The sequence below is a fragment of the Pseudomonas sp. genome (assembly GCF_050739655.1).
GTDB lineage: Bacteria > Pseudomonadota > Gammaproteobacteria > Pseudomonadales > Pseudomonadaceae > Aquipseudomonas.
The window spans coordinates 1-23,788 of record NZ_JBOIBY010000229.1 but is presented as its reverse complement, the minus strand read 5'-3'; the positions used below and the strand labels follow the sequence as shown (position 1 = coordinate 23,788).

Annotated in this window: 21 protein-coding genes; 6 read left to right on the top strand and 15 right to left on the bottom strand. The window is 58.4% G+C overall.

Annotation, left to right across the window (positions count from 1 at the left end; all coding sequences use genetic code 11):
• Nucleotides 1-33: 33 nt before the first annotated feature.
• Complete coding sequence (locus ACRESJ_RS11465; protein ID WP_431758003.1) at nucleotides 34-669, top strand: TetR/AcrR family transcriptional regulator; 636 nt, start codon at nucleotides 34-36, stop codon at nucleotides 667-669.
• On the opposite strand, the gene ACRESJ_RS11460 is transcribed toward ACRESJ_RS11465, so the two are convergent.
• The 11 genes from ACRESJ_RS11460 to ACRESJ_RS11410 form a co-directional block, all read right to left on the bottom strand.
• A complete protein-coding gene (locus ACRESJ_RS11460; protein WP_431758002.1) occupies nucleotides 666-1,889 on the bottom strand; it encodes a type II toxin-antitoxin system HipA family toxin in 1,224 nt (407 codons plus the stop codon). The genes ACRESJ_RS11465 and ACRESJ_RS11460 overlap by 4 nt on opposite strands.
• Nucleotides 1,889-2,206 (bottom strand): helix-turn-helix domain-containing protein, encoded by a 318-nt coding sequence (locus ACRESJ_RS11455; protein ID WP_431758001.1) that lies wholly within the window; start codon nucleotides 2,204-2,206, stop codon nucleotides 1,889-1,891. The genes ACRESJ_RS11460 and ACRESJ_RS11455 overlap by 1 nt, the downstream gene beginning before the upstream one ends.
• 195 nt (nucleotides 2,207-2,401) lie before the next feature.
• Entirely contained in the window at nucleotides 2,402-2,617 is a 216-nt protein-coding gene (locus ACRESJ_RS11450) for a TOBE domain-containing protein (protein WP_175379681.1), read from the bottom strand.
• Between the two features lie 108 nt (nucleotides 2,618-2,725).
• The gene (gene ssuB, locus ACRESJ_RS11445) at nucleotides 2,726-3,532 is read right to left on the bottom strand and encodes an aliphatic sulfonates ABC transporter ATP-binding protein (protein ID WP_431758000.1); all 807 of its coding nucleotides are present in this window, start codon (nucleotides 3,530-3,532) and stop codon (nucleotides 2,726-2,728) included.
• Nucleotides 3,529-4,311 (bottom strand): aliphatic sulfonate ABC transporter permease SsuC, encoded by a 783-nt coding sequence (gene ssuC / locus ACRESJ_RS11440; protein ID WP_431757999.1) that lies wholly within the window; start codon nucleotides 4,309-4,311, stop codon nucleotides 3,529-3,531. Before ssuC ends, ssuB begins: the two co-directional genes overlap by 4 nt.
• An 8-nt stretch (nucleotides 4,312-4,319) precedes the next feature.
• On the bottom strand, nucleotides 4,320-5,468 hold the full coding sequence (ssuD, locus tag ACRESJ_RS11435) for an FMNH2-dependent alkanesulfonate monooxygenase (protein WP_008026018.1): 1,149 nt from the start codon (nucleotides 5,466-5,468) through the stop codon (nucleotides 4,320-4,322).
• 32 nt (nucleotides 5,469-5,500) lie between these two features.
• Nucleotides 5,501-6,466, bottom strand: a complete 966-nt coding sequence (locus tag ACRESJ_RS11430) for a sulfonate ABC transporter substrate-binding protein (RefSeq protein WP_431757998.1) — start codon at nucleotides 6,464-6,466, stop codon at nucleotides 5,501-5,503.
• Nucleotides 6,467-6,555: 89 nt separating this feature from the next.
• Complete coding sequence (gene ssuE, locus ACRESJ_RS11425) at nucleotides 6,556-7,149, bottom strand: NADPH-dependent FMN reductase (RefSeq protein WP_431757997.1); 594 nt, start codon at nucleotides 7,147-7,149, stop codon at nucleotides 6,556-6,558.
• Nucleotides 7,150-7,444: 295 nt separating this feature from the next.
• Nucleotides 7,445-8,083 carry a peroxiredoxin gene (locus ACRESJ_RS11420; RefSeq protein ID WP_431757996.1) on the bottom strand — a complete coding sequence of 213 codons (639 nt, stop codon included), beginning with the start codon at nucleotides 8,081-8,083 and terminating at the stop codon, nucleotides 7,445-7,447.
• Nucleotides 8,084-8,376: 293 nt separating this feature from the next.
• A complete protein-coding gene (locus ACRESJ_RS11415) occupies nucleotides 8,377-9,729 on the bottom strand; it encodes an OprD family porin (protein ID WP_431757995.1) in 1,353 nt (450 codons plus the stop codon).
• Nucleotides 9,730-10,244: 515 nt separating this feature from the next.
• Nucleotides 10,245-11,585, bottom strand: coding sequence for an OprD family outer membrane porin (locus ACRESJ_RS11410; protein ID WP_431757994.1), 1,341 nt, complete (start codon nucleotides 11,583-11,585; stop codon nucleotides 10,245-10,247).
• A gap of 361 nt (nucleotides 11,586-11,946) precedes the next feature.
• Between ACRESJ_RS11410 and tauA the strand changes: the two genes are divergently transcribed.
• Entirely contained in the window at nucleotides 11,947-12,936 is a 990-nt protein-coding gene (gene tauA / locus ACRESJ_RS11405) for a taurine ABC transporter substrate-binding protein (RefSeq protein WP_431757993.1), read from the top strand.
• 95 nt (nucleotides 12,937-13,031) lie between these two features.
• On the opposite strand, the gene argA is transcribed toward tauA, so the two are convergent.
• Together argA and argE are read right to left on the bottom strand one after the other, a co-directional pair.
• A complete protein-coding gene (argA, locus tag ACRESJ_RS11400; protein WP_431757992.1) occupies nucleotides 13,032-14,330 on the bottom strand; it encodes an amino-acid N-acetyltransferase in 1,299 nt (432 codons plus the stop codon).
• A gap of 259 nt (nucleotides 14,331-14,589) precedes the next feature.
• The gene (gene argE / locus ACRESJ_RS11395; RefSeq protein ID WP_431757991.1) at nucleotides 14,590-15,747 is read right to left on the bottom strand and encodes an acetylornithine deacetylase; all 1,158 of its coding nucleotides are present in this window, start codon (nucleotides 15,745-15,747) and stop codon (nucleotides 14,590-14,592) included.
• Nucleotides 15,748-15,903: 156 nt separating this feature from the next.
• On the opposite strand from argE, the gene ACRESJ_RS11390 reads away from it, so the two are divergent.
• Nucleotides 15,904-17,274: an inorganic triphosphatase gene (locus tag ACRESJ_RS11390; RefSeq protein ID WP_431757990.1), complete on the top strand. Its 1,371-nt coding sequence runs from the start codon at nucleotides 15,904-15,906 to the stop codon at nucleotides 17,272-17,274.
• 107 nt (nucleotides 17,275-17,381) lie between these two features.
• Here the strand turns inward: ACRESJ_RS11390 and ACRESJ_RS11385 are convergent, their stop codons facing one another.
• Nucleotides 17,382-17,846 carry an Lrp/AsnC family transcriptional regulator gene (locus ACRESJ_RS11385; RefSeq protein ID WP_431757989.1) on the bottom strand — a complete coding sequence of 155 codons (465 nt, stop codon included), beginning with the start codon at nucleotides 17,844-17,846 and terminating at the stop codon, nucleotides 17,382-17,384.
• Between the two features lie 126 nt (nucleotides 17,847-17,972).
• On the opposite strand from ACRESJ_RS11385, the gene ACRESJ_RS11380 reads away from it, so the two are divergent.
• The 3 genes from ACRESJ_RS11380 (at nucleotide 17,973) to ACRESJ_RS11370 (ending at nucleotide 20,581) form a co-directional block, all read left to right on the top strand.
• Entirely contained in the window at nucleotides 17,973-18,311 is a 339-nt protein-coding gene (locus ACRESJ_RS11380; protein ID WP_431757988.1) for a hypothetical protein, read from the top strand.
• Nucleotides 18,312-18,401: 90 nt separating this feature from the next.
• Nucleotides 18,402-20,186: a GspE/PulE family protein gene (locus ACRESJ_RS11375; protein WP_431757987.1), complete on the top strand. Its 1,785-nt coding sequence runs from the start codon at nucleotides 18,402-18,404 to the stop codon at nucleotides 20,184-20,186.
• Nucleotides 20,187-20,263: 77 nt separating this feature from the next.
• Nucleotides 20,264-20,581 carry a DUF2388 domain-containing protein gene (locus ACRESJ_RS11370; protein WP_431757986.1) on the top strand — a complete coding sequence of 106 codons (318 nt, stop codon included), beginning with the start codon at nucleotides 20,264-20,266 and terminating at the stop codon, nucleotides 20,579-20,581.
• 199 nt (nucleotides 20,582-20,780) lie between these two features.
• Here the strand turns inward: ACRESJ_RS11370 and gcvP are convergent, their stop codons facing one another.
• Complete coding sequence (gcvP, locus tag ACRESJ_RS11365; protein ID WP_431757985.1) at nucleotides 20,781-23,654, bottom strand: aminomethyl-transferring glycine dehydrogenase; 2,874 nt, start codon at nucleotides 23,652-23,654, stop codon at nucleotides 20,781-20,783.
• Nucleotides 23,655-23,788: the final 134 nt, after the last annotated feature.

Sequence of the window (23,788 nt, the reverse complement as noted above, 5' to 3'; positions counted from 1 at the left end):
CGTACAATGCCCGCTGCCCCGCAGGAGACTCCAATGACACGCGTAGCCGCCCCCCGCAAACCCCGCGCAGCCAGCCAGGCCCGGATCGATTCGATACTCGATGCCGCACGCACGCTGCTGGCCGCCGAAGGTGTGGCCAGCCTGTCGATCTACAGTGTTGCCGAGCGTGCGGAGATCCCGCCTTCTTCCGTCTACCACTTCTTCGCCAGCGTCCCGGCCCTGCTTGAAGCCCTGACCGCTGACGTTCACGGCGCCTTCCGCGCCTGCCTGCAAGCCCCCATCGACCACGAAGCGTTGAATGGCTGGCGTGACCTGTCGCGACTGGTGGAACAACGGATGCTCGACATCTACGACGAGGACGCCGCGGCCCGCCAACTGATCCTTGCCCAACACGGATTAACCGAAGTCACCCAGGCCGACCGCCAGCACGACATAGAACTGGGCGACCTGATGCACAAACTCTTCGACCACCATTTCGAACTGCCGAAGTTACCGAACGACGTCGATGTATTCGCCCTGGCAATGGAGCTGGGTGATCGGGTGTACGCACGCTCGGTGCAACAGCACGGGCAGATCACCCCGCGCATGGCCGAAGAAGGGATGCGGGTGTTTGATGCGTATTTGGGGCTGTATTTGCCGCCTTATCTGCCCAAACGAAAGCAACCCTAGGCCAAAGATGCCTGAATCCGGGCCGCACCGATCGCCGACAATGCCAATTCCAGCTCGGTGCCTCCCAACAAATTTGCATAATGCTGCCTCAGGTCTGCCTCCCAACTGATCACTTCATCGAGTTGATCGACAGCCTGCTGTGCTGAGAGAGCAAAATGCGCACTATGGCTTAGCAGATTCTCTCGACTGATCAGCCTTCCAAGCCGACCAACCGCCATGCAAAGGTACGGTGGAGACGAACCATCAAGTCCCGGCACCACGTCGTACATGGGCGCCAAACGCCAACGCCCATCCAGCCAGAGAATGGCGTGATTCTTTGGGTGATCGTCGTCATTGCCAACCAATGCGTTGAAACACATACGTACGAAGAGTTCACGCAGGTCTTCATCCGGCACACCGCGGCGCTTCATTTCATTGGCCAATCCGGCATAAACCCAAGCGCTGCGGTCATTGGTTTTCCATTCCGCGTCCAGCAGCGTCAATGCACTCAGCATAGGCACACGTCGGCCCGTATCCGCAGGAGGGAAACGGTCGAAGCGTTTTACCAATAAAGTGGAGGGTGTTCCGGCATAGAGCGCCGTCTTCGCAACATTCAAGCCCTTTTGTGCGGCAAATGTCATACACGCATGCTCAAGCGCTGGAACATCACAGCTGTCGTATCGATCACGAGGCTTCACCAGAATCAGCATGTCCTGATCCTGCAACGTACGTTTTGGCCTGGCTCCTCCGAGGGAAGAACGTTGTTTGCGAAGCTTCAGCGTCTTGATGGCTTCCTCATCCAGCTGATTATCGAAAATCGCTTCAGTGGCCTCAATAAACGGCACCAGTCCCTTAAGCGTCGGCAGCGCCTCACGCCCAATTCCCTCTGGCGGATATCGATTCGGGCCAGCCATGAGGTTGCCAGCGCGATCGCTGTTGGGTGACTTGAGCAGGTAATCAATGGCATCCAAGTCAGTACGATGCAGGTCTTGCAGGACACGCTCGCCCCAGCCGTCCGGCATTGCATCGTTGATGAACCCAGGTACGCCGCGATTTTTAGTGATCGCCGGGAAGGGCTGGGTACGCAGCGGGTATCGAATATGATCGGGTACCCACCCTTTCGAGTTCACGTATTCAGGATCATAGGTGAACTCACCTACGCCATTACTGATACTTAACCGCCCAAGGGTGACTACCTCGCCCGATTCTGGATGCTCCATGTAGATGTAGGCCCTGGACATCAGAAGTCTCCCTTGGCTTTGGGTAGCCGGACGCGCTGAGCGCTATGAGGTACAAAGGCCTCATTGGAGGTGGTCGCTGCCATCTGGATATTTTGAAACACCTCTTGAGTCAGCCCCAGATGCCATAACACCAACATGAATGAGCGCAACTCTACCGAGGGATCTCCCGCTTCGATTTTCCGTAATGTTCTCTCGGACATGGACAGACTCAACGCGAGATCCTTTTGCCGCTGCTTATGCTGCAGGCGCCGCCTTTTGACCAAAAGGCCTATGGAATAGAGGCTATCGGCACACTCAATGGGAAAAAAATCGCTCATAAAGCGCTTCCTGATGCTGTTAACACGACATAAACAGCACTATAGCACCCATTAAAATCATCTACCGGCAAAAAACCAGCAGGTAAAACGGCATTAAAATTCGCTTCAGAGTAATTAATACGGCTTCCAGCGCGCCTTAAAATCAAAAACCCCGAAGGGCTCAAACCCTTCGGGGTTGCTGTTTACGCGCATGGCTTACAACTTGGCGATCGACACCTCGGTGGATTTCACGAACGCAATCACTTCACTGCCCACTGCCAGCTCCAGCTCTTTCACCGAGCGCGTGGTGATCACTGAAGTGACGATGCCCGAAGCGGTCTGCACGTCGATTTCCGACAGCACGTCACCCAGGACGATTTCCTTGATGGTGCCTTTGAACTGGTTGCGTACGTTGATGGCTTTGATAGTCATATTTATTTCTCCTAACGTCGAAATGAGCTGCAAGTGGCAAGCTTCAAGCTGCAAGTAAAAGCGCACTGCTCCTTCTTGCCGCTTGGAGCTTGAAGCTTGCGGCTGTCTTTATTGAGCCCAACGCAATTGCGTAGGCAAGGGTGAAACAGGTTCCGGTTCCGGTGGTTGGCCGGGCAGGGACAGCACGCGGTTGAGGACTTCGGTTTCCAGCGCCGCCAGCCGATGGGAACCGCGAACCCGAGGGCGCGGCAGTTCCACGTGCAGGTCGAGGCCGACTTCGCCGTCTTCGATCAGGATCACCCGATCGGCAATCGCTACGGCTTCACTGACGTCGTGGGTCACCAGCAATACGGTGAAGCCGTGCTGTTGCCAGAGACGCTCGATCAGTTGCTGCATTTCAATTCGAGTCAGCGCGTCCAGCGCGCCCAAGGGTTCGTCGAGCAACAGCAGGCGCGGTTGATGTATCAACGCGCGGGCCAGAGCCACGCGTTGCTTTTGTCCACCGGACAACGCTGCCGGCCATTCGTTGGCGCGGTCCGCCAGACCGACCGCCTCCAGCGCTTCCAGCGCCTGGGGACGCCAGTTGCCCTTGAGTCCCAGGCCGACGTTATCGATGATCTTTTTCCATGGCAGCAGACGCGCTTCCTGGAACATCAGCCGGGTGTCTTCCCGTGCTTCGCTCAAAGGCGCCGAACCGGCCAGCAACTGACCGCCCGTGGGCTGGTCGAGACCGGCCAGCAAACGCAGCAAGGTACTTTTGCCGCACCCGCTGCGACCGACCACGGCGACGAATTGCCCCGCCGGAATATGCAGATCGATCTCACGCAGCACCTGCCGCGAACCGAAGGTTTTTTGCAGCTTGCGCACCACCAGCGGAATCCCGCGTCGCAGGCGCGGAGGTTGTTGAGCCGTCATGCTGCACCTCCCTTGCCGACCTGGTAGGCCGGATGCCAGCGCAGCCATACACGCTCCAGTCCACGGGCCGCGAGGTCGGCCAGCTTGCCGAGCACCGCGTACATCAGAATCGCCAGCACCACCACGTCGGTCTGCAAGAACTCCCTGGCATTCATCGCCAGGTAGCCAATGCCAGAGCTGGCGGAAATGGTTTCGGCAACGATCAGCGTCAGCCACATGAAGCCCAACGCGAACCGAACGCCGACCAGAATCGAAGGCAATGCACCCGGCAGAATCACCTGACGGAACAGGCTGAAACCGGACAAACCGTAGCTGCGAGACATCTCCACCAAGGCCGGGTCGACATTACGAATGCCGTGGTAGGTGTTGAGGTAGATCGGGAACAAAGTGCCCAGCGCCACCAGGAAAATCTTTGCCGACTCGTCGATGCCGAACCACAGGATCACCAATGGAATCAGCGCCAGATGCGGCACGTTGCGGATCATTTGCACTGAGCTGTCGAGCAAGCGCTCGCCCCATTTCGACAGGCCGGTGATGAAGCCCAATGTGAGACCGATGCCGCCGCCGATGGCGAAGCCCAACGCGGCACGCCAGCCGCTGATTGCCAGGTGCGTCCAGATTTCGCCGCTGCTGACCAGGCTGACGCCTGCTTCGATGACGGCGATGGGTGCCGGCAGTATCCGCGTCGACAACCAGCCCGCCGACACCGACAACTGCCACACCGCCAGCAGTAACACTGGCAACGCCCAGGGCGCGAGGTTGTGGATAATTCTCCTCATGGCGCGCCTCAGCTCTGGGACGCGGCTTTAGGGAGGATATCGTTGGCGACCATCTCGCCGAACGGGCTGACGTAACCGGCACTTTTCGGCAACTCGGGACGCTCGATATCGAGGTGCGGAAACAGCAATTCGGCGACGCGATACGACTCTTCCAGGTGTGGATAACCGGAGAAGATAAAAGTGTCGATGCCCAAGTCCGCGTACTCCTTCACGCGGGCAGCCACGGTTGGCCCATCGCCCACCAGCGCCGTACCGGCACCGCCACGCACCAGGCCGACACCGGCCCACAGGTTGGGGCTGACTTCCAGGTTGTCGCGGCTGCCGCCGTGCAGTGCGGCCATGCGCTGCTGGCCGACCGAGTCGAAACGCGCCAAAGACGCTTGGGCACGAGCGATGGTGTCATCGTCCAGGTGCGAGATCAGTCGATCCGCCGCCTGCCAGGCCTCGGCGTTGGTTTCACGGACAATCACATGCAGACGGATGCCGAAGCGTACGGTGCGACCGAGCTTGGCGGCTTTGGCGCGCACCTGTTCAATCTTTTCGGCAACAGCAGCAGGTGGCTCGCCCCAGGTCAGGACCATTTCCACTTGCTCTGCCGCGAGGTCTTGCGCCGCTTCCGACGAGCCACCGAAGTACAGCGGCGGGCGCGGTTGCTGGATCGGCGGATAGAGCAATTTCGCGCCCTTTACGCTGATGTGCTGACCGTCGTAATCGACGGTCTCGCCTTCCAATACACGACGCCAGATTCGGGTGAATTCCACCGAGGCCTGATAGCGTTCTTCATGGGTAAGGAACAGACCGTCACCGGCCAACTCTTCCGGATCACCACCCGTGACCAGGTTGAACAGCGCACGCCCGCCGGACAAGCGATCCAGGGTTGCCGCCTGACGCGCCGCCACCGTAGGGGAAATGATCCCCGGGCGCAGGGCGACAAGGAACTTCAAACGCTGCGTCACCGGAATCAGCGACGCCGCCACCAGCCACGAGTCTTCGCAGGAGCGACCGGTGGGAATCAGCACCCCGCCGAAACCCAGTCGATCCGCTGCTTGCGCGACTTGTTGCAGGTAACCGTGGTCGACGGCGCGAGCGCCTTCAGCGGTGCCAAGGTAATGGCCGTCACCGTGGGTAGGCAGGAACCAGAAGATATTGAGGCTCATGGAGTGGTCTCCTTGGGAAATCGAATGCTGGGTTATTGGGCTTTGGCAACGGCTGCCGGTGGCGTCCAGATCACGTCCTTGATGCTCAGTGGCTTCGGAATCAGCTTGAGCTGATAGAAGCTGTCAGCGATTTTCTGCTGAGCGGCGACCACTTCCGGAGTGAGGAACAGTGCGCCGTAGCCCTGGCGTTTCACCGAGGTCAGGGTGATGTCCGCTGGCAGGCCAAGCAGAGGCGAGACTTGCTTGGTGACGTCTTCGGGATTGGCTTTGGACCATTCACCCACCGCCCGCACTTCTTCGACGAGGGTCTTGATCACCTCGGGATTTTTCTGTGCGTACGGTTTGGTCGCGAGGTAGAACTGATGGTTGTCGACGATGCCTTTGCCGTCGCGCAGGGTGCGCGCTTGCAGTTGCTGTTCGGCGGCTGCCTGGTACGGGTCCCAGATCACCCAGGCATCGACACTGCCACGCTCGAATGCGGCGCGGGCATCGGCTGGCGGCAGGAACACGGTCTGGATATCGGTGTATTTGAGGCCGGCATCTTCCAGTGCGCGAACCAGCAGGTAGTGCACGTTGGAGCCTTTGTTCAGGACGACTTTCTTGCCTTTGAGATCCGCCACGGATTTGATCGCCGAGTCCTTCGGCACCAGGATCGCTTCGCTGTGAGGCGCTGGGGGTTCATAGGCGACGTAGAGCAAATCAGCGCCCGCCGCTTGAGCGAACACAGGCGGCGTTTCGCCGGTGACGCCGAAGTCGATGGAGCCGACGTTCAGGCCTTCGAGCAGCTGCGGACCACCCGGGAACTCAGTCCATTGCACGTCCACGCCTTGGGCGGCGAGGCGCTTTTCCAGAGTGCCTTTGGCTTTGAGCAGCACCAGAGTGCCGTATTTCTGATAGCCGATTCGTAACGTCTCGGCCTGAGCTTGAGTAATGGCGCCGAAGGTAACAGCCGCAGCAAACAGAGCGACCAGACCACGACGCAAAATGACAGGGCGCATGGCGCTCTCCTTTTTGCAGTTGGGTTTTGGCTGCACCTGCTTGCCCGTTAGCGGGCGAGTAAGGCCAGTACTTCAATTTTCGATAGGGCTTAAATGCTCCAGCGAGCACTCAACAATCGTTCATTCAACACATGCGGTTCGAGCGGCTTTGGCCGTCGCGCCATGGCGCTGTAAAACAGCTCCAGTGATTCATTCAGTCGTTGCTCCAGCTCGGGTACCAACTGCGCCAGAGCGCTGCCTTCGCCGTAGGCAATCTGGCTGTCGACGGCGAAAATTCCCTGGAGCAGTTCCTGGGCTTTCAATGCCGAGAGCACCGGCTTGAGCGCGTAATCCACCGCCAGCATGTGGGCGATGCTACCGCCCGTGGCCATTGGCAACACCACCTTATGGCTCAAGGCGCGTTCGGGCAGCAGATCCAGCACGGTTTTCAGTGCGCCGGAAAACGACGCCTTGTACACCGGTGTGGCGATCAGCAGGCCATCGGCGTTTTCAATCTGTTGCAGCAGGTCGACCACCTTGGGGCTGTCGAAGCGTGCATGCAGCAAATCCTCGGCCGGGAAGTCCCGTACCTGATAACTCACCACTTCCACGCCCTGCTCTTGTAACCATTGCTTGGAGCGATCCAGCAGCACCCCTGAACGGGAGCGTTGGCTGGGACTGCCACCGAGTGAGACGACCAGCATTCAGGCGATTCCTTGAACGGTGCAGGCGATTCGCGGTTTGCGATCTCGCTTCGATGGAGTGACCTTAACAGGTGATTTATATATCTATAAATCATATTTATTCATTTGGTTATTCGATATAGAGATATATAAACAGTCATCTTCCAGGCATAAAAAAGGCCGTCGAAACGGCCTGAAATCCCCTGGCTTGAAGGATACGCACAGGACACTGTGGGAGCTGGCTTGCCAGCGATGGCGGTGTATCTGACAAACCGTGTTGCCTCAATCGCCAGCAAGCCGACTCCTACAACAGCAATTAGCGATTCGGCTGTGGCGTCAGTCGCAGATACGGTTTGACCGCCCGATAGCCCTTGGGAAAACGCTGTTTGATTTCCTCTTCATCTTTAAGCGACGGCACGATCACCACCTCATCACCGTCCTGCCAGTTGGCCGGGGTGGCCACTTTGTAGTTATCGGTGAGTTGCAGCGAATCGATTACCCGCAGGATTTCATTGAAGTTACGGCCTGTGCTCGCCGGGTAAGTAATGGTCAGGCGAACCTTTTTGTTCGGGTCGATCACGAACAGCGAGCGCACCGTCAGGGTGTCGTTGGCGTTCGGGTGGATCAGGTCGTAGAGGTCCGAGACCTTGCGGTCGGCATCATCGAGGATGGGAAAGTTGACGACGGTGTTTTGTGTTTCGTTGATGTCTTCGATCCACCTGTGGTGCGAATCCACCGGGTCGACAGACAACGCAATGGCCTTGACCCCACGCTGGGCGAATTCATCTTTCAATTTGGCGGTGAAGCCTAGCTCGGTCGTGCATACCGGCGTGAAGTCGGCCGGATGGGAAAACAACACACCCCAGCTATCCCCCAACCATTGATGGAAACGGATGGTGCCGGCGCTGGAATCCTGTTCGAAATCGGGGGCGATATCGCCGAGTCTTAAGCCCATGGTGTTGCTCCTGTTGAGTGCTTGTTGAACTCAACTGTGCCTGTGTTTCTTATCTATTAAAAAGAATAAATATCGATTTATTTAGACCTGAAAGGAATATTAAAGATCTGTTCACTGGACCTGAAAACGCATCTCGTCGACCATCGGCGACAAGGTTCGAGAAGGCCTTGAGTTGCTGCAAAAGAGGGGAATTTCAAGGCGGGTTTACGGGGGTAATCGCGCCTTGAAACGCAAAAGCCCCGCCCGGCGTAAATGCCGGGCGGGGCTTTTTTTCGTCGGTTACGCGAGCGCTCTTACAGCAGCGGAATCGAGTAGCTGACGACCAGGCGGTTTTCGTCCTGAGAGCGGGTGCTCGGCAGGTCGGTACGCCACATGGCGTTTTTCCACATCAGGCCGAGGTTTTTCAGTGCGCCCGACTGGACCACGTAGCCCACGGTCACGTCGCGTTCCCACTCGGAAGCGCCGTTGGCTAGGTGACCATAAGGACGGGTACCCGAAACGGTGTCGATGTTGTCGCCGTGCAGGTAAACCACACCAGCGGTCAAGCCAGGCACGCCGACTTTGGCGAAGTCAAACGAGTAGCGTGCTTGCCAGGTGCGTTCGCCAGCACGGGCGAATTTCTGGATTTGCGAGTCGGTGATGATGTAGGCAGACGAACCGTCGCCCTGGTTCAGCCACGGGAAGTCGCTGCTGCCGTTGCTGACCTGGTAACCGCCGCCGAAGGTATGACCGGCAACGGTGTAAAGGAACAGACCGCTGTACAGGTTGTTGTCGACCTCGCCTCTACCGTTACGCACGCCACTGTAGTTACCGGTGGAGTAGTACAACTGATCGTGACCGTTGGCACCGTCGTCAGAGCTGTTGAAGTAGCGCAGATCCGATTTCAGTACGCCCGGGCCGATTGCCCAGTTGTGTACCAGACCCAGGAAGTGCTGCTTGTAGAAATTTTCCAGATTGCCGTAGTAGTACTGTGCAGTCAGGTCTTTGGTGATTTTGTAGTCACCGCCACCGTAAATGAACTTGTTGCTGTCACGACCCGCGGCCGTGCGGCTGTTGGCACCTGCGATCGACAACTCTTCATTGTTGCTGGAGTTACGACCCTTGGCGTGCTCGATCTGGCCGCCGACCAGTGTCAGATCCTTGATGTCACCGGAGGTGATCTGACCGCCCTGGAAGGTTTGCGGCAACAGGCGACCGTCGTTGGTCACGATGACCGGCAGTTTCGGCTGCAGGGTGCCCAGCTTCAGCTCGGTCTGGGAGATCTTGGCTTTGGCGGTCAGGCCCAGGCTGGAGAAGTTATCAACTGCTTCGCCGTTGGACTTGCTTGGGAAAACAGTGCCGCCGTACGAGTTGTTGGCCGCGCCGTTAGTGCCGCCGCCCGAATCCAGTTTCACGCCCAACAGGCCGATTGCATCGATACCGAAGCCAACAGTGCCTTGGGTGAAGCCGGAAATGAAACGAAGGTCGAAGCCTTGGCCCCATTCTTCGTTCTTGTTCGGCTGAGCACTCCCGTCACGGAAGTCCTGATTGATGTAGAAGTTGCGCAGCCCCAACGTTGCCTTGCTGTCTTCGATAAAACCGGCGGCGCTTGCCTGCTGCGCCAGAACCCCTACAGCCACTGCCAGGGCCAAGGTGGATTTGTTCATTGTTTCGCTCCTAATGTCTTTAACGCTTGTGTCGCTGGTCCCGGGTCTAACGCCCTGGATCCGTGATTCGGGTGAATTGCACTGCAAACCCCGCAATAGAGCCTTGCTTCCCGTTTAATTGGGCGGCGAAGCATACCTGTTCATAAAACCTGAAAGAATCACCTAATCCTTATTTATTCCGTAATGGAATATATGCAGACATACGATATCCGACCAGGGTCGATGTATCGGCATGAAAACCGATTCCTGTAGTCGTGGTGATCGGAGGGGTGAAACGGTGAGTATGAAACGAGGTGATGCGGGGCCTGTTGCTCAGGTGGAGCTACTGTAGGCGTTTGCGGAAGAATCTAAAAAGAATAAAAAATGATGGTTAGCTATGTTTAAGGAATATGAAAAAACACTCAAAAAAAAGCCTCGTCTGAAGACGTTTTGCTGTTCACTAAGCGAATGAAAACCACAAAAGCTTAGCGGAACAGCATTTCGTCCGAAGACAAGGCTCTTTTCACAGCGACTGCTTACATGAAGCTGTAGGTGTAGTTGAAGATCAGACGAGTTTGGTCTTCATCAGCAAGGGTGGGACCGTCGCCACGATAAGTACCGTGACGCAGTGTTGTACCAAACCCTTTCAGCATGCCCGTTTGGATCACGTAATCGATACGTGCATCGGTCTCGTGCTCGCTCAGGTCTTTACCTGTACCGTTGGCAGCTTTGATGTCTTGACCATTCAGGTAAGCAATCGAAGCTTTCAGACCAGGTACGCCCAGCGAGGCGAAGTCATAGGAGTACTGACCGTAGGTGGTGTTTTCACCGGCCCGGATGAAGCTGCCAACGGTGGCGTCGGTGAACGAGTAGAAGCTGGCGCCGCCTGCTCCTTCGTTGTGACCGTTGCCATCGACAACGCTTCCCTGGTTCAGGAATACAAAGCCGCCGTCATCGTTGACACGCTGATGCCCGAGCAGAAACGCGCTGCCACCCAAGGTATAGGTGAACGTAGCGCTCCAGGTCTTGTTATCGACCTCGCCCGGATTTTTGGCAAAGCCATTGTTGTTGTTGAAGCGGTAGCCAGTCTGGCCGTTCTTACCGTCGGAGCTGCTATCGAAATAACGCAGGTCAGTCTTGAAAGACTGGTTGGTGCCGATCGGGTAAACGTGAACCAGGCCGAGGAAGTTCTGCTTGTAGTAGTCTTCCAGGTTCGCGTAGTAGTACTGCAGCAACAGGTCCTTGGTAACCTTCCAGTCAGCACCGGCGTAACGGAACTGGTTGCTGTCCTGAGTACCGCCATTCACCGCCAGGCCAGTGCTGTTGGACGAGGCGCGACCGGTTGCGTGCTCGAGTTGACCAACGTTGAAAGTGACGTTGTCGATTTCCTTCGAGGAGATCGTGCCACCCTCAAAGGTCTGTGGCAGCACACGGCTGTCGTTCGCGATCAGGATCGGCATGTTTGGCATCAAAGCGCCGCCCAAGTGAGCCTCGGTCTTCGAGAAGCGTGCTTTGACGTTGCCAGCCAGACGGCTCCACTCCTGGGTCGCCGAACCGTCGGTATCGCTTGGACTGAAGGTGTTGGGGGTCGGATGGTGACCCTTGCCGCCATCCAGATGAATGCCGACCAGTGCCTGGGCGTCGATACCGAAACCAACAGTGCCTTGGGTGAAACCCGACTGGTAATCGAACTTCAGGCCCTCAGCAGCTTCGCGCTGCCTGTTCGAAGGAATACTGCGACCTTCACGTTTATCTGAGTCGAAATAATAAGTACGAGAACTGACGGAAGCTTTGCTGTCTTCCAGGAAACCCGCGGCGCCTGCCTGCTGCGCCAAAACCCCAACGGCCACGGCCAGAGCCAAGGTGGACTTGTTCATTGTGACGCTCCTATCGTTTCTAATTCTTGTGTTCCCGGTCTCGGGTCGTGGCCCAAAACCTAAGATGCGCGATTAGCGCCGGACGGTGACCAACAAGTCAATCGTAACTATGTGTGTCTACGACCATAGTCTAATCCCCAATTTTTTGGTCCCTGCAGGGTCATGATTTCGTCATAAACCTGAAAAGAATAAGTGGATTCTTTTCTCATACCGTTTAGGAATTTAGCTCATTGCAATCAGTACCCCGGACTAGAGCGGGCGGCCTATAAGCTAATTCCTAAAAGGTATTTATTCTTTGTTTTTTAGATCGTTTAGGTTTTGAAACAATCCTGAAACAAAACCTATCGAAAAGGCCGACGTCATGACGACACAGCGGGCACTATCCAACTCGATTGTTACAGTTTGTGTATCGCTATTCATTTCTTTTTCCGCCCAGGCATCGAATCTCACGGTCGGCTACCAGACCGGTATCGACCCCAGCAAAGTCCCTCAAGCGGATGGCGTGTACGAAAAGACCATCGGCCAGCCTATCGATTGGCGTCGTTTCAATAGCGGCCCGGAAGTGGTCACCGCGATAGCGTCCGGCGATGTACAAATCGGCAACCTCGGCTCCAGCCCTCTGGCAGCGGCGGCCTCGCGCAACCTGCCGATTGTCGCGTTCATCGTGTCGGCACAGATCAATGCGGCCGAAGCCCTGGTGGTGCGCAACGGCAGTGGCATCGATAAGCCACAGGATTTGATCGGCAAGACCATCGCCACTCCGTTCGTTTCAACCTCTCACTACAGCCTGCTCGGCGCCCTGAAGCACTGGGGCCTGGATACCTCGAAAGTCAAAGTGGTGAACCTGCAACCAGCGGAAATCGCAGCAGCCTGGAAGCGCGGTGACATCGATGGCGCGTTTGTCTGGTCGCCAGCACTGGGGGAAATTCGCAAGACCGGCAAGACCTTGACCGATGCCGCTCAGGTCGGCCAATGGGGAGCCCCCACCTTCGAAGTCTGGGTCGCGCGCAAGGATTACGCCGAGAAGCATCCTGAGGTTGTGGCCAAGTTCGCCAAGGTCACCCTCGACTCTTTTGCTGATTACGCAGCGCATAAAGCCAACTGGACGGTTGACTCGGAGCCTGTGCAAAAAATCGCCAAACTGACCGGCGCCAACGCCGCCGACGTGCCGGAATTACTGGCCGGCTCCGCTTTCCCGGATGCCAAGGCGCAACAAACCAGCGCACTGCTCGATGGCGGCACGGCCAAGGCGATTGGTGAGACGGCGAAGTTCTTGAAGGAGCAAGGGAAGGTAGAAACGGTGCTGCCGGATTATTCGCCGTATGTCAGCGCGAAGTTCGTAACCGAGTAATCATTGCGGTTGCTTCGCAACCGATCGCTGGCAAGCCAGCTCCCACAGGTCTGCGTGAATCATGTAGGAGCTGGCCAGCGATCAGGGCCTTACGGTCAAAGGGCTTTTTCGAAGATCTTCGAATTACGCTGATAGTTGTACAGCGAAGCACGCGCCGACGGCAGGCGATCGACGCTGCTCGGCTCGAAGCCGCGCTCGCGGAACCAGTGCGCGGTGCGGGTAGTGAGGACGAATAACGTCTTCAAGCCCTGAGCACGCGCGCGGGCTTCAATACGTTCCAGCAACTCATCGCCGCGTTTGCCGTGACGGTATTCCGGGTTAACCGCCAGGCAAGCCAGCTCTCCAGCATCCGAATCGGCGATCTGATACAGCGCCGCACAAGCGATGATCATGCCTTCACGCTCAACCACGCTGAACTGCTCGATCTCGCGCTCCAGCACTTCGCGGGAACGGCGCACCAGAATGCCCTGCTCTTCCAGCGGGCTGATCAAGTCCAACAACCCGCCGACGTCTTCGATGGCCGCTTCGCGCACCACTTCGAACTGCTCCTGAGCGACCAGTGTGCCGCCACCGTCGCGGGTGAAGAGCTCGGTCAGCAGGGCGCCGTCTTCGGCGTAACTGACGATGTGGCTGCGGGCAACGCCGCCACGGCAGGCTTGGGCCGCGGCATCCAGCAGTTCCGCCTGATAGTTGCTGCCAAGACGTTGCAGATGCGCTGGCACCTGTTGCGGACGCAGTTCGCGAACCAGGCGGCCGTGTTCATCGATCAAGCCTTTTTCAGCACCGAACAGCAGCAGTTTGTCTGCGCCGAGGTCGATGGCCGCGCGGGTGGCGACGTCTTCACAGGCGAGGTTGAAAATTTCACCGGTCGGCGAGTAGCCCAAGGGCGACAGCAGCACGATGGAGCGCTCGTCCAGCACGCGGTTGATGCCTTTGCGGTCGACCCGGCGCACTTCGCCGGTGTGATGGTAATCGACGCCTTCAAGCACACCGATCGGCCGCGCGGTCACCAGGTTGCCGCTGGCAACACGCAAGCGCGAGCCCTGCATGGGCGAAGACGCCATGTCCATGGAAAGACGCGCCTCTATGGCGATGCGCAGCTGGCCGACCGCATCGATCACGCACTCCAGGGTCGCCGCATCGGTGATGCGCATGCCGTGGTGGTAATGCGGGGTCAGGCCGCGAGCGGCGAGGCGCGCTTCAATCTGCGGGCGGGAACCGTGGACCAGCACCAGCCGCACACCCAGGCTGTGCAACAGCACCAGGTCGTGGACGATATTGCCGAAGTTGGGATGCTCGACTCCATCGCCGGGCAGCATGACGACAAAGGTGCAATCGCGGTGGGCGTTGATGTAGGGCGAAGCGTGACGAAGCCAATTGACGTATTCGGGCATGGACCTGGGCCTGTAATAAATAGCAGCCGAAAAAAGGGCGAAACAGAAAACGCACAGCGGGCTGATGGTTATCGTCGGAACAGGCTTGGCGACACGCGCGCTCTCCTCATGAATACGGGTTCAAACATCGGCAATTTAACAACACCCCACTGTAGGAGCTGCCGAAGGCTGCGATCTTTTGATCTTTGTTTTTTACAAGCAAGATCAAAAGATCGCAGCCAGCAGTGCAGGGTTGAGCCAGCTCCTACAAGGGTTGCGTTCAGTCGGTAATGACTGGTGTAAGGCAGTAATGTTCAATCAACTGCCTTAGTAGATGCACCGTAGGCTGCAAACGTGACATTTCAAGATATTCCCCCGGCTGATGCGCGCAGGCGATATCCCCTGGGCCGAGCACCAGAGTCTCGCAACCAAGACGCTGAAGATAAGGCGCTTCGGTGCCGAACGCTACTGCTTCGGCACTATGGCCGGTCAGCTTCTCGGCAATGCGCACCAACTCCGAATCCTCAGCCTGCTCGAAAGGCGGCACGGCGGGGAACAGCGGTGCGTAATCGATTTTGACCTGATGCCGCTCGGCAATCGGATCGAGCTTGCGCAAGATCTCGGCGCGCAGGACGTTGGGGTCCATGCCTGGCAGCGGCCGCAAGTCAAATTCCAGGGAGCACTGCCCGCAGATTCGATTGGGATTGTCGCCGCCATGGATGCAGCCGAAATTCATCGTCGGCGTCGGCACGCCGAACTGCGGATTGCGGAATTCACGCTGCCACAGCAGGCGCAGGCCGCGCAGCTCACCGATGGCATCGTGCATGGCTTCAAGCGCGCTATGACCCAGGCGCGGGTCCGAAGAATGGCCGCTCTGCCCGAGGATGTCGATGCGCTCCATCATGATGCCTTTGTGCATGCGGATCGGCTTGAGCCCGGTCGGCTCGCCAATCACCGCCGCGCGTCCCAGTGGGCGACCGGCTTCGGCCAGCGCCCGGGCGCCGGACATCGAGCTTTCTTCATCACAGGTAGCGAGAATCAACAGGGGTTGCTTGAACGGTTGATCGAGCAGCGGCTTGACGGCTTCGATGGCCAGGGCAAAAAAGCCCTTCATGTCACAGCTGCCCAGCCCGACCCAACGGCCATCGACTTCGGTCAGCTTCAATGGGTCGGTCTGCCACAACGCGCCATCGAACGGCACGGTGTCACTGTGACCGGCCAGCACCAGCCCGCCCGGGCCGGAGCCAAAACTGGCCAGCAGATTGAATTTGCCGGGGCTGACCTGCTGGATATCACAGGCAAAGCCCAGATCACCGAGCCAGGCGGCCAACAGGTCGATCACGGGACGATTGGACTGATCGAGGCTCGCCTGGGTACAGCTCACGGACGGTGCAGCAATCAGCGCAGCGAATTGTTCTTTCATGGACGGCAAAGGCATCGCTGACTCCCAACTCCCGAATTGAAGACCATCATAGAGCCATCCGATGACAGGAATAAACCGTCGCGCGGCGCAGGAAGGTTCAGTCCTGTACACTGCACGACCTTGGCAGCCACATATTCCCCGGCTGCGCTCCCGATCCTGGATTTTCCGGCCATGCACAAAGAAACCGAAATCAAACTCCGCGTCAGCCGAGAAACCCTCGCCGCCCTGCGCGAGCATCCGTTACTGAAAAAACGCAACAAAAGTGGCTGGGAACGCCGTGAGTTGATGAACCAGTACTTCGACACCCCAGAGCGTGACCTGGCACAGGCCAAAGTCGCCCTGCGCCTGCGCAAGGATGGCGAAGAAGTGATTCAGACTCTCAAGACCCGCGGCCAAAGCGTCGCCGGCTTGTCCGAACGCAATGAGTACAACTGGAACCTGCCCAAAGCCAAGCTCGACCTGAAAAAACTCGACGGCGAATGCTGGCCCGAGGCACTGGCCGATCTGGACAAGAAAACCCTGAAGCCAATCTTCACCACCGATTTCGTGCGCGAATACGCAGAAATCGCCTGGGGCCGTGGCAAGACCAAAGTGGTTATCGAAGCCGCGCTGGATTTGGGCCATGTCGTGGTCGGCAAGCAGAAAGAAGAAATCTGCGAGCTGGAATTGGAATTGCGCGAAGGCGAACCCGCCGCACTTTTGGAACTGGCCGCCGAGCTGGCCGAGAAACTGGCGCTGATGCCGTGCGATATCAGCAAGGCCGAGCGCGGCTACCGTCTGTACGACGCCCACAGTTATTCGTTGAGTCTTCCAGCACCGCAGATCACCGCCGAAACCCAGCTGGACGACGCGTTCGCCGCGCTGAGCTGGCATTTGCTGGGCAGCAGCCAGCGCCTGGCCGAGCAGTATCGCTTCAATGGTCACTGGCGTCTGTTGCAGGACTGGGTCGAGAGCCTGGCTGAAATGCGCGCGCTGATCAGCAGCCTCGGTCAAGCCGCACCGCGTCAATCGACCCACGACCTGCGGGTCGCGCTCGACGCCTTGCTGGAAGACTGGCGCCCGCTGGTACAGGCCGGTCTGGACGACGAAGACGTGCGCAAAGCTGCGCCAGAGCAGTTCCTCGAAGAACTCGAAGACCCGCGCTGGGGCCTGTTTTCCCTGACCACCTCACGCTGGCTGCTGGCCCGCACCTGGGCCGCCGACCGCAACACCCGGGGCAATCGCCAGGGCGGCGCGCAACTGGGCAGCTGGTTGCCGCGTCTGCTGGGCGAAGAAGCCACCTCGTTGCAACTGCAGCGTTACCAGCAACAGCCGGAAGACCTGGCTGAACAGCTGCCACGTATCGAACGCATCCAGGTCTGGTTGCACCACGCGCGTAACGTGCTGGAGATCCCGGAAATGGATCGACTGTATGGCGAGCTGAACAAGCTGGCGCAATTGGCTAACGAGCCGACGATCACTGATGAGCTGCTTGATGCGCGTAAGCAGCAGGCGATTGCGGTTTATCAGAATCGTGCCTGGAAGATGCTTCTGCGCATGTAATACCGTCATCGCCAGCAGGCTGGCTCCCACAGGGGATTTGTGGCGTACACAAAACCAATGTGGGAGCTGGCTTGCCAGCGATGAGGCCAGCACATTCACCGCAAAGCTCAGACCGGCAAACTGGTGGTCGACTTGATCTCCGACAACGCCACAATCGAATTGACCTCCTGAATCCCCGGTACCATCGACAGCTTCTCGAAGAAAAAGCGCTCGTATGCCTCAATGTCCGCCGTGACAATGCGCAGCAAAAAATCCACCGACCCCATCAGCACATAACACTCCAGCACTTCGGGAAAGCCGCGAATCGCCTCGGTGAATTCGGTGAAGTTCGAGCGGCCGTGGGCGTTGAGTTTCACTTCGGCGAATATCTGCGTGTTCAGGCCGATTTTCTTGCGGTCGAGCAAGGTCACCTGAGCGCGAATGATCCCCTCGTCCTTCATCCGCTGAATCCGTCGCCAGCACGGTGACTGCGAAAGCCCTACCTGTTCGGCGATCTGCGCACTGGAGAGCGAAGCATCCTCCTGCAGCAACGCGAGAATCTTGCGGTCGTAACCGTCCAACTCGATCTGCATAAAAAAACCCGTTATCTATCGAATGGCGAATTGAATAATTCGAGAACAATGCAATTCACCCAATCATAGAGAAGAAATACCCGGCTGCGGATGTAAACATTTCCCCAATGATTCTGGAGCCTGAACATGCCGCATCTTGAAGCCGTCAACACCCTGCCCACCCGCGCCGATGTGTGGAATGCCAGCAATGCCCACTGTCGTGTGCACTATCAACTGCGGGCCGAAGCTGAACCGGATCTGCTGTGCCGCGCACTCAATCTGTTTGCCCTGCAATTCCTGACGCCGGAACAGGTGAACGTACAACGTCAGGATGATCTGCTGGCCATCGAGATCGTCATGGACGGACTGAGCTGGCATCGCGCCCAAGTGATTGCGGAGAAACTTCGTAACCTGATCAGCGTCTGCTCGGTCGATCTGCGAATCGCTGATTCTGCGTGGGTTGAACCGGCCCAGGCGACCGGCTGAAAAAGCCGGATACGGCTTCGTCGGGTAGTGGCCCAACGGTCTGAGGGGTCACGACTATCCTTTGCGAACTGTTGTTCAAAAGGAGCCCGCATGTCCGTTCAATTCGCCATTCAGGACCGCTGGCTGGATCTCAATGATGTGCTGCGTGAACTGGTCGCCCAAGGCTTTATCAGCCAGGACTCGGCCGAACAGGCACTCAACGCCCGTCGTCGCCAGGCCGCCCATGGCCAGATGCACCCTCTGGAATTCGTCGCCAGCCAACAGCTGGAAGACCTCAGCCGTCCCGGCAAACACCTCGATCTGGAAAACCTGACACTGTGGCTGTCCCAACAGGCGGGCCAGCCTTATCTACGTATCGACCCGTTGAAAATCAACGTTGCGGCCGTCACCCCGCTGATGTCCTATGCCTTCGCCCAGCGCCACAAGATTCTAGCCGTCTCCATCGACCGTGATGCCGTGACGGTCGCCAGCGCCCAGCCCTATGTCACCGGTTGGGAAGCCGACCTGATGCATGTGCTGAAGCTGCCCATCAAGCGGGTGGTCGCCAATCCGGTGGATATCCAGCGTTTCAGTGTGGAGTTTTTTCGGCTCGCCAAATCGGTTACCGGGGCCAATAACGCCGATCAGCAGGTCAACACGCTGGGCAACTTCGAACAGTTGCTCAACCTCGGCGCCAGCGATCAGGAGCCAGACGCCAACGATGCGCACATCGTCAACATCGTCGACTGGCTGTTCCAGTACGCCTTCCAGCAGCGCGCCAGCGATATCCACATCGAACCCCGACGCGAACAGGGCACGGTGCGTTTTCGCATCGACGGCGTGCTGCACAACGTCTATCAATTCCCGCCGCAAGTGACCATGGCCATCGTCAGCCGCTTGAAAAGCCTGGGGCGAATGAACGTCGCCGAGAAGCGCAAACCCCAGGACGGTCGGGTGAAAACCAAGACCCCGGACGGCGGTGAAGTGGAGTTGCGGCTGTCGACCCTGCCGACAGCCTTTGGCGAAAAAATGGTCATGCGGATTTTCGACCCCGAGGTGCTGCTCAAAGACTTCGATCAGCTTGGTTTTTCCACCGATGACCTGCGACGCTGGCAGGACATGACCCGCCAACCCAACGGCATCATTCTGGTCACTGGCCCAACCGGCTCCGGCAAGACCACCTCGCTGTACACCACGCTGAAAAAGCTGGCGACGCCGCAGGTCAATCTCTGCACCATCGAAGATCCAATCGAGATGGTCGAGCCGTCGTTCAACCAGATGCAGGTCCAGCACAACATCGACCTGACGTTCGCCGCCGGCGTGCGCGCGCTGATGCGGCAAGACCCGGACATCATCATGATTGGCGAGATCCGCGACCTCGAAACCGCCGAGATGGCGATCCAGGCTGCATTGACCGGTCACCTGGTGCTGTCGACCCTGCACACCAACGATGCGCCCAGTGCCATCAGCCGTCTGCTGGAACTCGGCGTGCCGCACTACCTGATCAAGGCCACTGTGCTCGGCATCATGGCCCAACGACTGGTGCGCACCTTGTGCCCGCACTGCAAGGCTCCGCAAACCCTGAGCGAAGAAGACTGGCAAACCCTGACCCGGCCCTGGCAAGCGCCGCTGCCCACCAACGCTCAGCGCGCCATTGGTTGCCTGGAGTGCCGCGATACCGGGTATCACGGGCGTGCCGGGGTCTACGAAATCATGCAGCTCAGCGATGGCATCAAGGCGCTGATCAGCCCCGACACCGACCTGCTGGCGGTTAGACGTCAGGCTTTCAAGGAAGGCATGCGCAGCCTGCGGCTGTCAGGGGCGCAAAAGGTGGCTGCCGGATTGACCACTGTCGAGGAGGTACTGCGCGTGACACCGCAGAGCGAGCAGAAGTAGACGCGCGGTGATGGAACTCGATTGGGGAAATGGCGATCCAAGGCCGTAGTTAAAAACCCCCTGTGGAGTCACCCATCATGCGTTTCAAACTTGCTGTCGCTACCATCGCCTTGTTGTCCGTGCCTGTCGGTTCGGCGATGGCTGATAGCTTTTGGCGTAACGTCATTTCTTCCGGTGCGACCACCGGCTCGACCTACCTGACGTTCAAGGATCACAAGCTGATCGTCGCTGCCCAGGACGATGCCGGCAGCTTCGTCGCCAGTGACGGCGGCATCCGTGGTCCGTATCTGGAAGCGGCAATGCAGAAAGTCCGCGCCGACAATCCTGGCCTGCAGGCTACGGATATGGAACTGGCGAACGCGATCCTGGCGAAGAATGCCGTGGCTGCCGAGTAATCGTTGCCGATATGAAAATGCCGCTCAGATGAGCGGCATTTTTTTGCCCGTATTTCCTGCACAAATTCAAACCTATTGAAGATCCCTGTGGGAGCGGGCTTGCCCGCGATGGCGGAGTGTCACGCAACATTGTTATCGACTGACACGCCCTCATCGCGAGCAAGCCCGCTCCCACACGGGTGCAGTGTGCCTCGGAAGGTCAGCGGTACTCATCCATCGGCACACACGCGCAAAACAGGTTGCGATCGCCATAGACGTTGTCGACGCGGTTCACCGCCGGCCAATACTTGTGCGCCTTGGTATGCGCATCCGGCGTCACGCCCTGTTCGATGCTGTAGGGCCGTTCCCAAACCCCGGTGATATCGGCCAGGGTATGGGGTGCGCGCTTGAGCGGGTTGTCTTCGGCCGGCCAGTTGCCGTTTTGCACTTCGGTAATCTCTGCGCGGATGCTCAGCATTGCCCCGATAAAGCGGTCCAGTTCCGCCTTCGATTCACTTTCGGTGGGTTCGACCATCAGCGTTCCGGGCACCGGGAACGACATGGTTGGCGCGTGGAAGCCGTAGTCCATCAGGCGCTTGGCAACGTCTTCCTCGGTGATGCCGGTCAGTGCCTTCAATGGTCGAAGATCAAGAATACATTCGTGGGCAACCCGCTCATTACGCCCGGTGTAGAGCACCGGGAAGGCTCCGGACAAATGCCGCGCGAGGTAGTTTGCCGCAAGGATGGCCACTTCGCTGGCGTCCGCCAGTTGCGGCCCCATCATCGCGATATACATCCAGCTGATGGGCAAAATGCTCGCACTACCCCACGGCGCTGCGCTGACAGCACCGTTCTGCGCCAGCGGTCCATCGATCGGCACCACCGGATGATTGGCCACGAACGGCGCCAAATGCGCCCGTATACCAATCGGCCCCATGCCCGGCCCGCCGCCGCCATGGGGAATGCAGAAGGTTTTGTGCAGGTTCATGTGCGACACGTCGGCACCGATGTCCGCCGGGCGTGCCAAGCCGACCTGGGCGTTGAGGTTGGCGCCATCCATGTACACCTGGCCACCGTGCTGGTGGATCACTTCGCAGATTTCGCTGATGCCTTCCTCGTACACGCCATGGGTCGAAGGATAAGTCGCCATCAGGCAGGAGAGTTTATCCCCGGCCTCTGCCGCTTTTTCCTTCAGGTCATCCAGATCGACGTTGCCGGCTTCGTCACACTCGACAATCACCACGCGCATCCCGGCCATCTGCGCCGACGCCGGATTGGTGCCGTGGGCCGATGACGGAATCAGACAGATATCCCGCCCACCCTGGTGGCGGCTCTCGTGGTATTTGCGGATAGCCAGCAGCCCTGCGTACTCTCCCTGGGCGCCGGAGTTGGGCTGCATGCAGATCGCATCGAAACCGGTGATCGCGCAGAGCCAGCGTTCAAGCTCTTCGATCATCAATGAATAACCAACCGCCTGTGCTTTCGGCGCAAAAGGATGCAAGTTGGCGAACTGCGGCCAGGTGATCGGGATCATTTCGCTGGTGGCATTGAGTTTCATGGTGCACGAGCCCAGCGGGATCATCGATTGATTGAGTGCCAGATCCTTGTTTTCCAGTTGTTTGAGGTAACGCAGCATCTCGGTTTCGCTATGGTGGGCGTTGAACACCGGATGACGCAAATACGGCGTGGTGCGTGCCAGCCCGGCGGGAATGCCGGGTGTCAGGGTTTCAGCGTCCAGTTCATCTACGTTGAGCCCATGATCGGCGCCCAGGAACACGTCGAACAGTTTCCCCACGGTTGCCTCGTCACAGGTTTCGTCGAGACTCAGGCCCAACTGACCACGCCCCAGAATGCGCAAGTTGATCTGCGCAGCCAGGGCACTTTCGATGATTGCCGTCTGGGTGCCGCCGACTTCCAGGGTCAGGGTGTCGAAGAAATGCTGGTTGAGGCGTGTGATGCCCTTGCGCTCAAGCCCCGCGGCGAGGATGCAGGTCAGTCGATGCACGCGCTGGGCAATGCGCTTGAGTCCCTCCGGTCCGTGGTACACCGCGTAGAAACTGGCGATGTTGGCTAGCAACACCTGCGCGGTGCAGATGTTCGAGTTAGCCTTTTCACGGCGAATATGTTGCTCGCGGGTTTGCAGGGCCATGCGCAGCGCGACGTTGCCACGGGCATCTTTCGACACGCCAATGATCCGCCCGGGAATCGCCCGTTTGTACTCGTCACGACTGGCAAAAAACGCTGCGTGCGGCCCGCCGTATCCCATTGGCACACCAAAGCGCTGGGATGAACCGAACACCACGTCAGCCCCCAATTCGCCCGGTGGAGTCAGCAACAGCAGGCTCAGCAAATCGGCGGCGACACACGCCAATGCCTGCTGGGCATGCAGGTGATCGATCAGCGGTTTGAGGTCGCGAATCTCGCCGTGGGTATCCGGGTATTGCAGCAGCGCACCGAACACCTGGTGCTGCTTCAAGTTATCCACAGTGTCGATGATCAGCTGGAAGCCGAAGCCTTCTGCGCGGGTCTGCACCACCGAAATGGTTTGCGGATGGCAGTTTTCATCGACGAAGAACAGGTTGCTTTTTGACTTGGCTATCCGCTTGGCCAGGGCCATGGCTTCCGCCGCGGCGGTGGCTTCATCCAGCAGCGAGGCATTGGCCAGTTCCAGCCCGGTAAGGTCGATGGTCAATTGCTGGAAGTTCAGCAAGGCTTCGAGCCGGCCTTGGGCAATTTCCGGTTGATAGGGTGTATACGCGGTGTACCAGCCGGGATTTTCCAGCACGTTACGCAAGATGACAGCCGGCGTGAGCGTGCCGTGATAGCCCATGCCGATCAGGCTGGTCCAGACCTGGTTCTGCTCGGCATAACCCCGCAGCTTGGCCAGCGCCGCTTCTTCGTCCAATGCCGGCGGCAGGTCGAGGGCGCGGTTCAGGCGAATACCCGGCGGCACGGTTTGCTCGATCAGCTCGACCCGGCTTCCCAGGCCGAGGCTGTCGAGCATCGCCTGCTGCTCGGCGGCATCAGGCCCGAGGTGGCGCCGAAGAAAGGCATTGGGGTCGCGTAATTGACTCAAGGACGGCAACTGGGACATGACGGGCTCTCTCTTGACTGGCGCTCGGCGTCGATGGAACACGGTCAATCCAGCATAGCAGTCGATGGAAGATCAAAAGATCGCAGCCTGCGGCAGCTCCTACATTGAAATGCGATCCCCTGTAGGAGCTGCCG

Excerpts from the sequence above, each read along its gene's own strand:
- ACRESJ_RS11465 (WP_431758003.1), top strand. The coding sequence starts at position 34 with ATGACACGCGTAGCCGCCCCCCGCAAACCCCGCGCAGCCAGCCAGGCC.
- ACRESJ_RS11460 (WP_431758002.1), bottom strand. The coding sequence starts at position 1,889 with ATGTCCAGGGCCTACATCTACATGGAGCATCCAGAATCGGGCGAGGTA.
- ACRESJ_RS11455 (WP_431758001.1), bottom strand. The coding sequence starts at position 2,206 with ATGAGCGATTTTTTTCCCATTGAGTGTGCCGATAGCCTCTATTCCATA.
- ACRESJ_RS11450 (WP_175379681.1), bottom strand. The coding sequence starts at position 2,617 with ATGACTATCAAAGCCATCAACGTACGCAACCAGTTCAAAGGCACCATC.
- ssuB (WP_431758000.1), bottom strand. The coding sequence starts at position 3,532 with ATGACGGCTCAACAACCTCCGCGCCTGCGACGCGGGATTCCGCTGGTG.
- ssuC (WP_431757999.1), bottom strand. The coding sequence starts at position 4,311 with ATGAGGAGAATTATCCACAACCTCGCGCCCTGGGCGTTGCCAGTGTTA.
- ssuD (WP_008026018.1), bottom strand. The coding sequence starts at position 5,468 with ATGAGCCTCAATATCTTCTGGTTCCTGCCTACCCACGGTGACGGCCAT.
- ACRESJ_RS11430 (WP_431757998.1), bottom strand. The coding sequence starts at position 6,466 with ATGCGCCCTGTCATTTTGCGTCGTGGTCTGGTCGCTCTGTTTGCTGCG.
- ssuE (WP_431757997.1), bottom strand. The coding sequence starts at position 7,149 with ATGCTGGTCGTCTCACTCGGTGGCAGTCCCAGCCAACGCTCCCGTTCA.
- ACRESJ_RS11420 (WP_431757996.1), bottom strand. The coding sequence starts at position 8,083 with ATGGGCTTAAGACTCGGCGATATCGCCCCCGATTTCGAACAGGATTCC.
- ACRESJ_RS11415 (WP_431757995.1), bottom strand. The coding sequence starts at position 9,729 with ATGAACAAATCCACCTTGGCCCTGGCAGTGGCTGTAGGGGTTCTGGCG.
- ACRESJ_RS11410 (WP_431757994.1), bottom strand. The coding sequence starts at position 11,585 with ATGAACAAGTCCACCTTGGCTCTGGCCGTGGCCGTTGGGGTTTTGGCG.
- tauA (WP_431757993.1), top strand. The coding sequence starts at position 11,947 with ATGACGACACAGCGGGCACTATCCAACTCGATTGTTACAGTTTGTGTA.
- argA (WP_431757992.1), bottom strand. The coding sequence starts at position 14,330 with ATGCCCGAATACGTCAATTGGCTTCGTCACGCTTCGCCCTACATCAAC.
- argE (WP_431757991.1), bottom strand. The coding sequence starts at position 15,747 with ATGCCTTTGCCGTCCATGAAAGAACAATTCGCTGCGCTGATTGCTGCA.
- ACRESJ_RS11390 (WP_431757990.1), top strand. The coding sequence starts at position 15,904 with ATGCACAAAGAAACCGAAATCAAACTCCGCGTCAGCCGAGAAACCCTC.
- ACRESJ_RS11385 (WP_431757989.1), bottom strand. The coding sequence starts at position 17,846 with ATGCAGATCGAGTTGGACGGTTACGACCGCAAGATTCTCGCGTTGCTG.
- ACRESJ_RS11380 (WP_431757988.1), top strand. The coding sequence starts at position 17,973 with ATGCCGCATCTTGAAGCCGTCAACACCCTGCCCACCCGCGCCGATGTG.
- ACRESJ_RS11375 (WP_431757987.1), top strand. The coding sequence starts at position 18,402 with ATGTCCGTTCAATTCGCCATTCAGGACCGCTGGCTGGATCTCAATGAT.
- ACRESJ_RS11370 (WP_431757986.1), top strand. The coding sequence starts at position 20,264 with ATGCGTTTCAAACTTGCTGTCGCTACCATCGCCTTGTTGTCCGTGCCT.
- gcvP (WP_431757985.1), bottom strand. The coding sequence starts at position 23,654 with ATGTCCCAGTTGCCGTCCTTGAGTCAATTACGCGACCCCAATGCCTTT.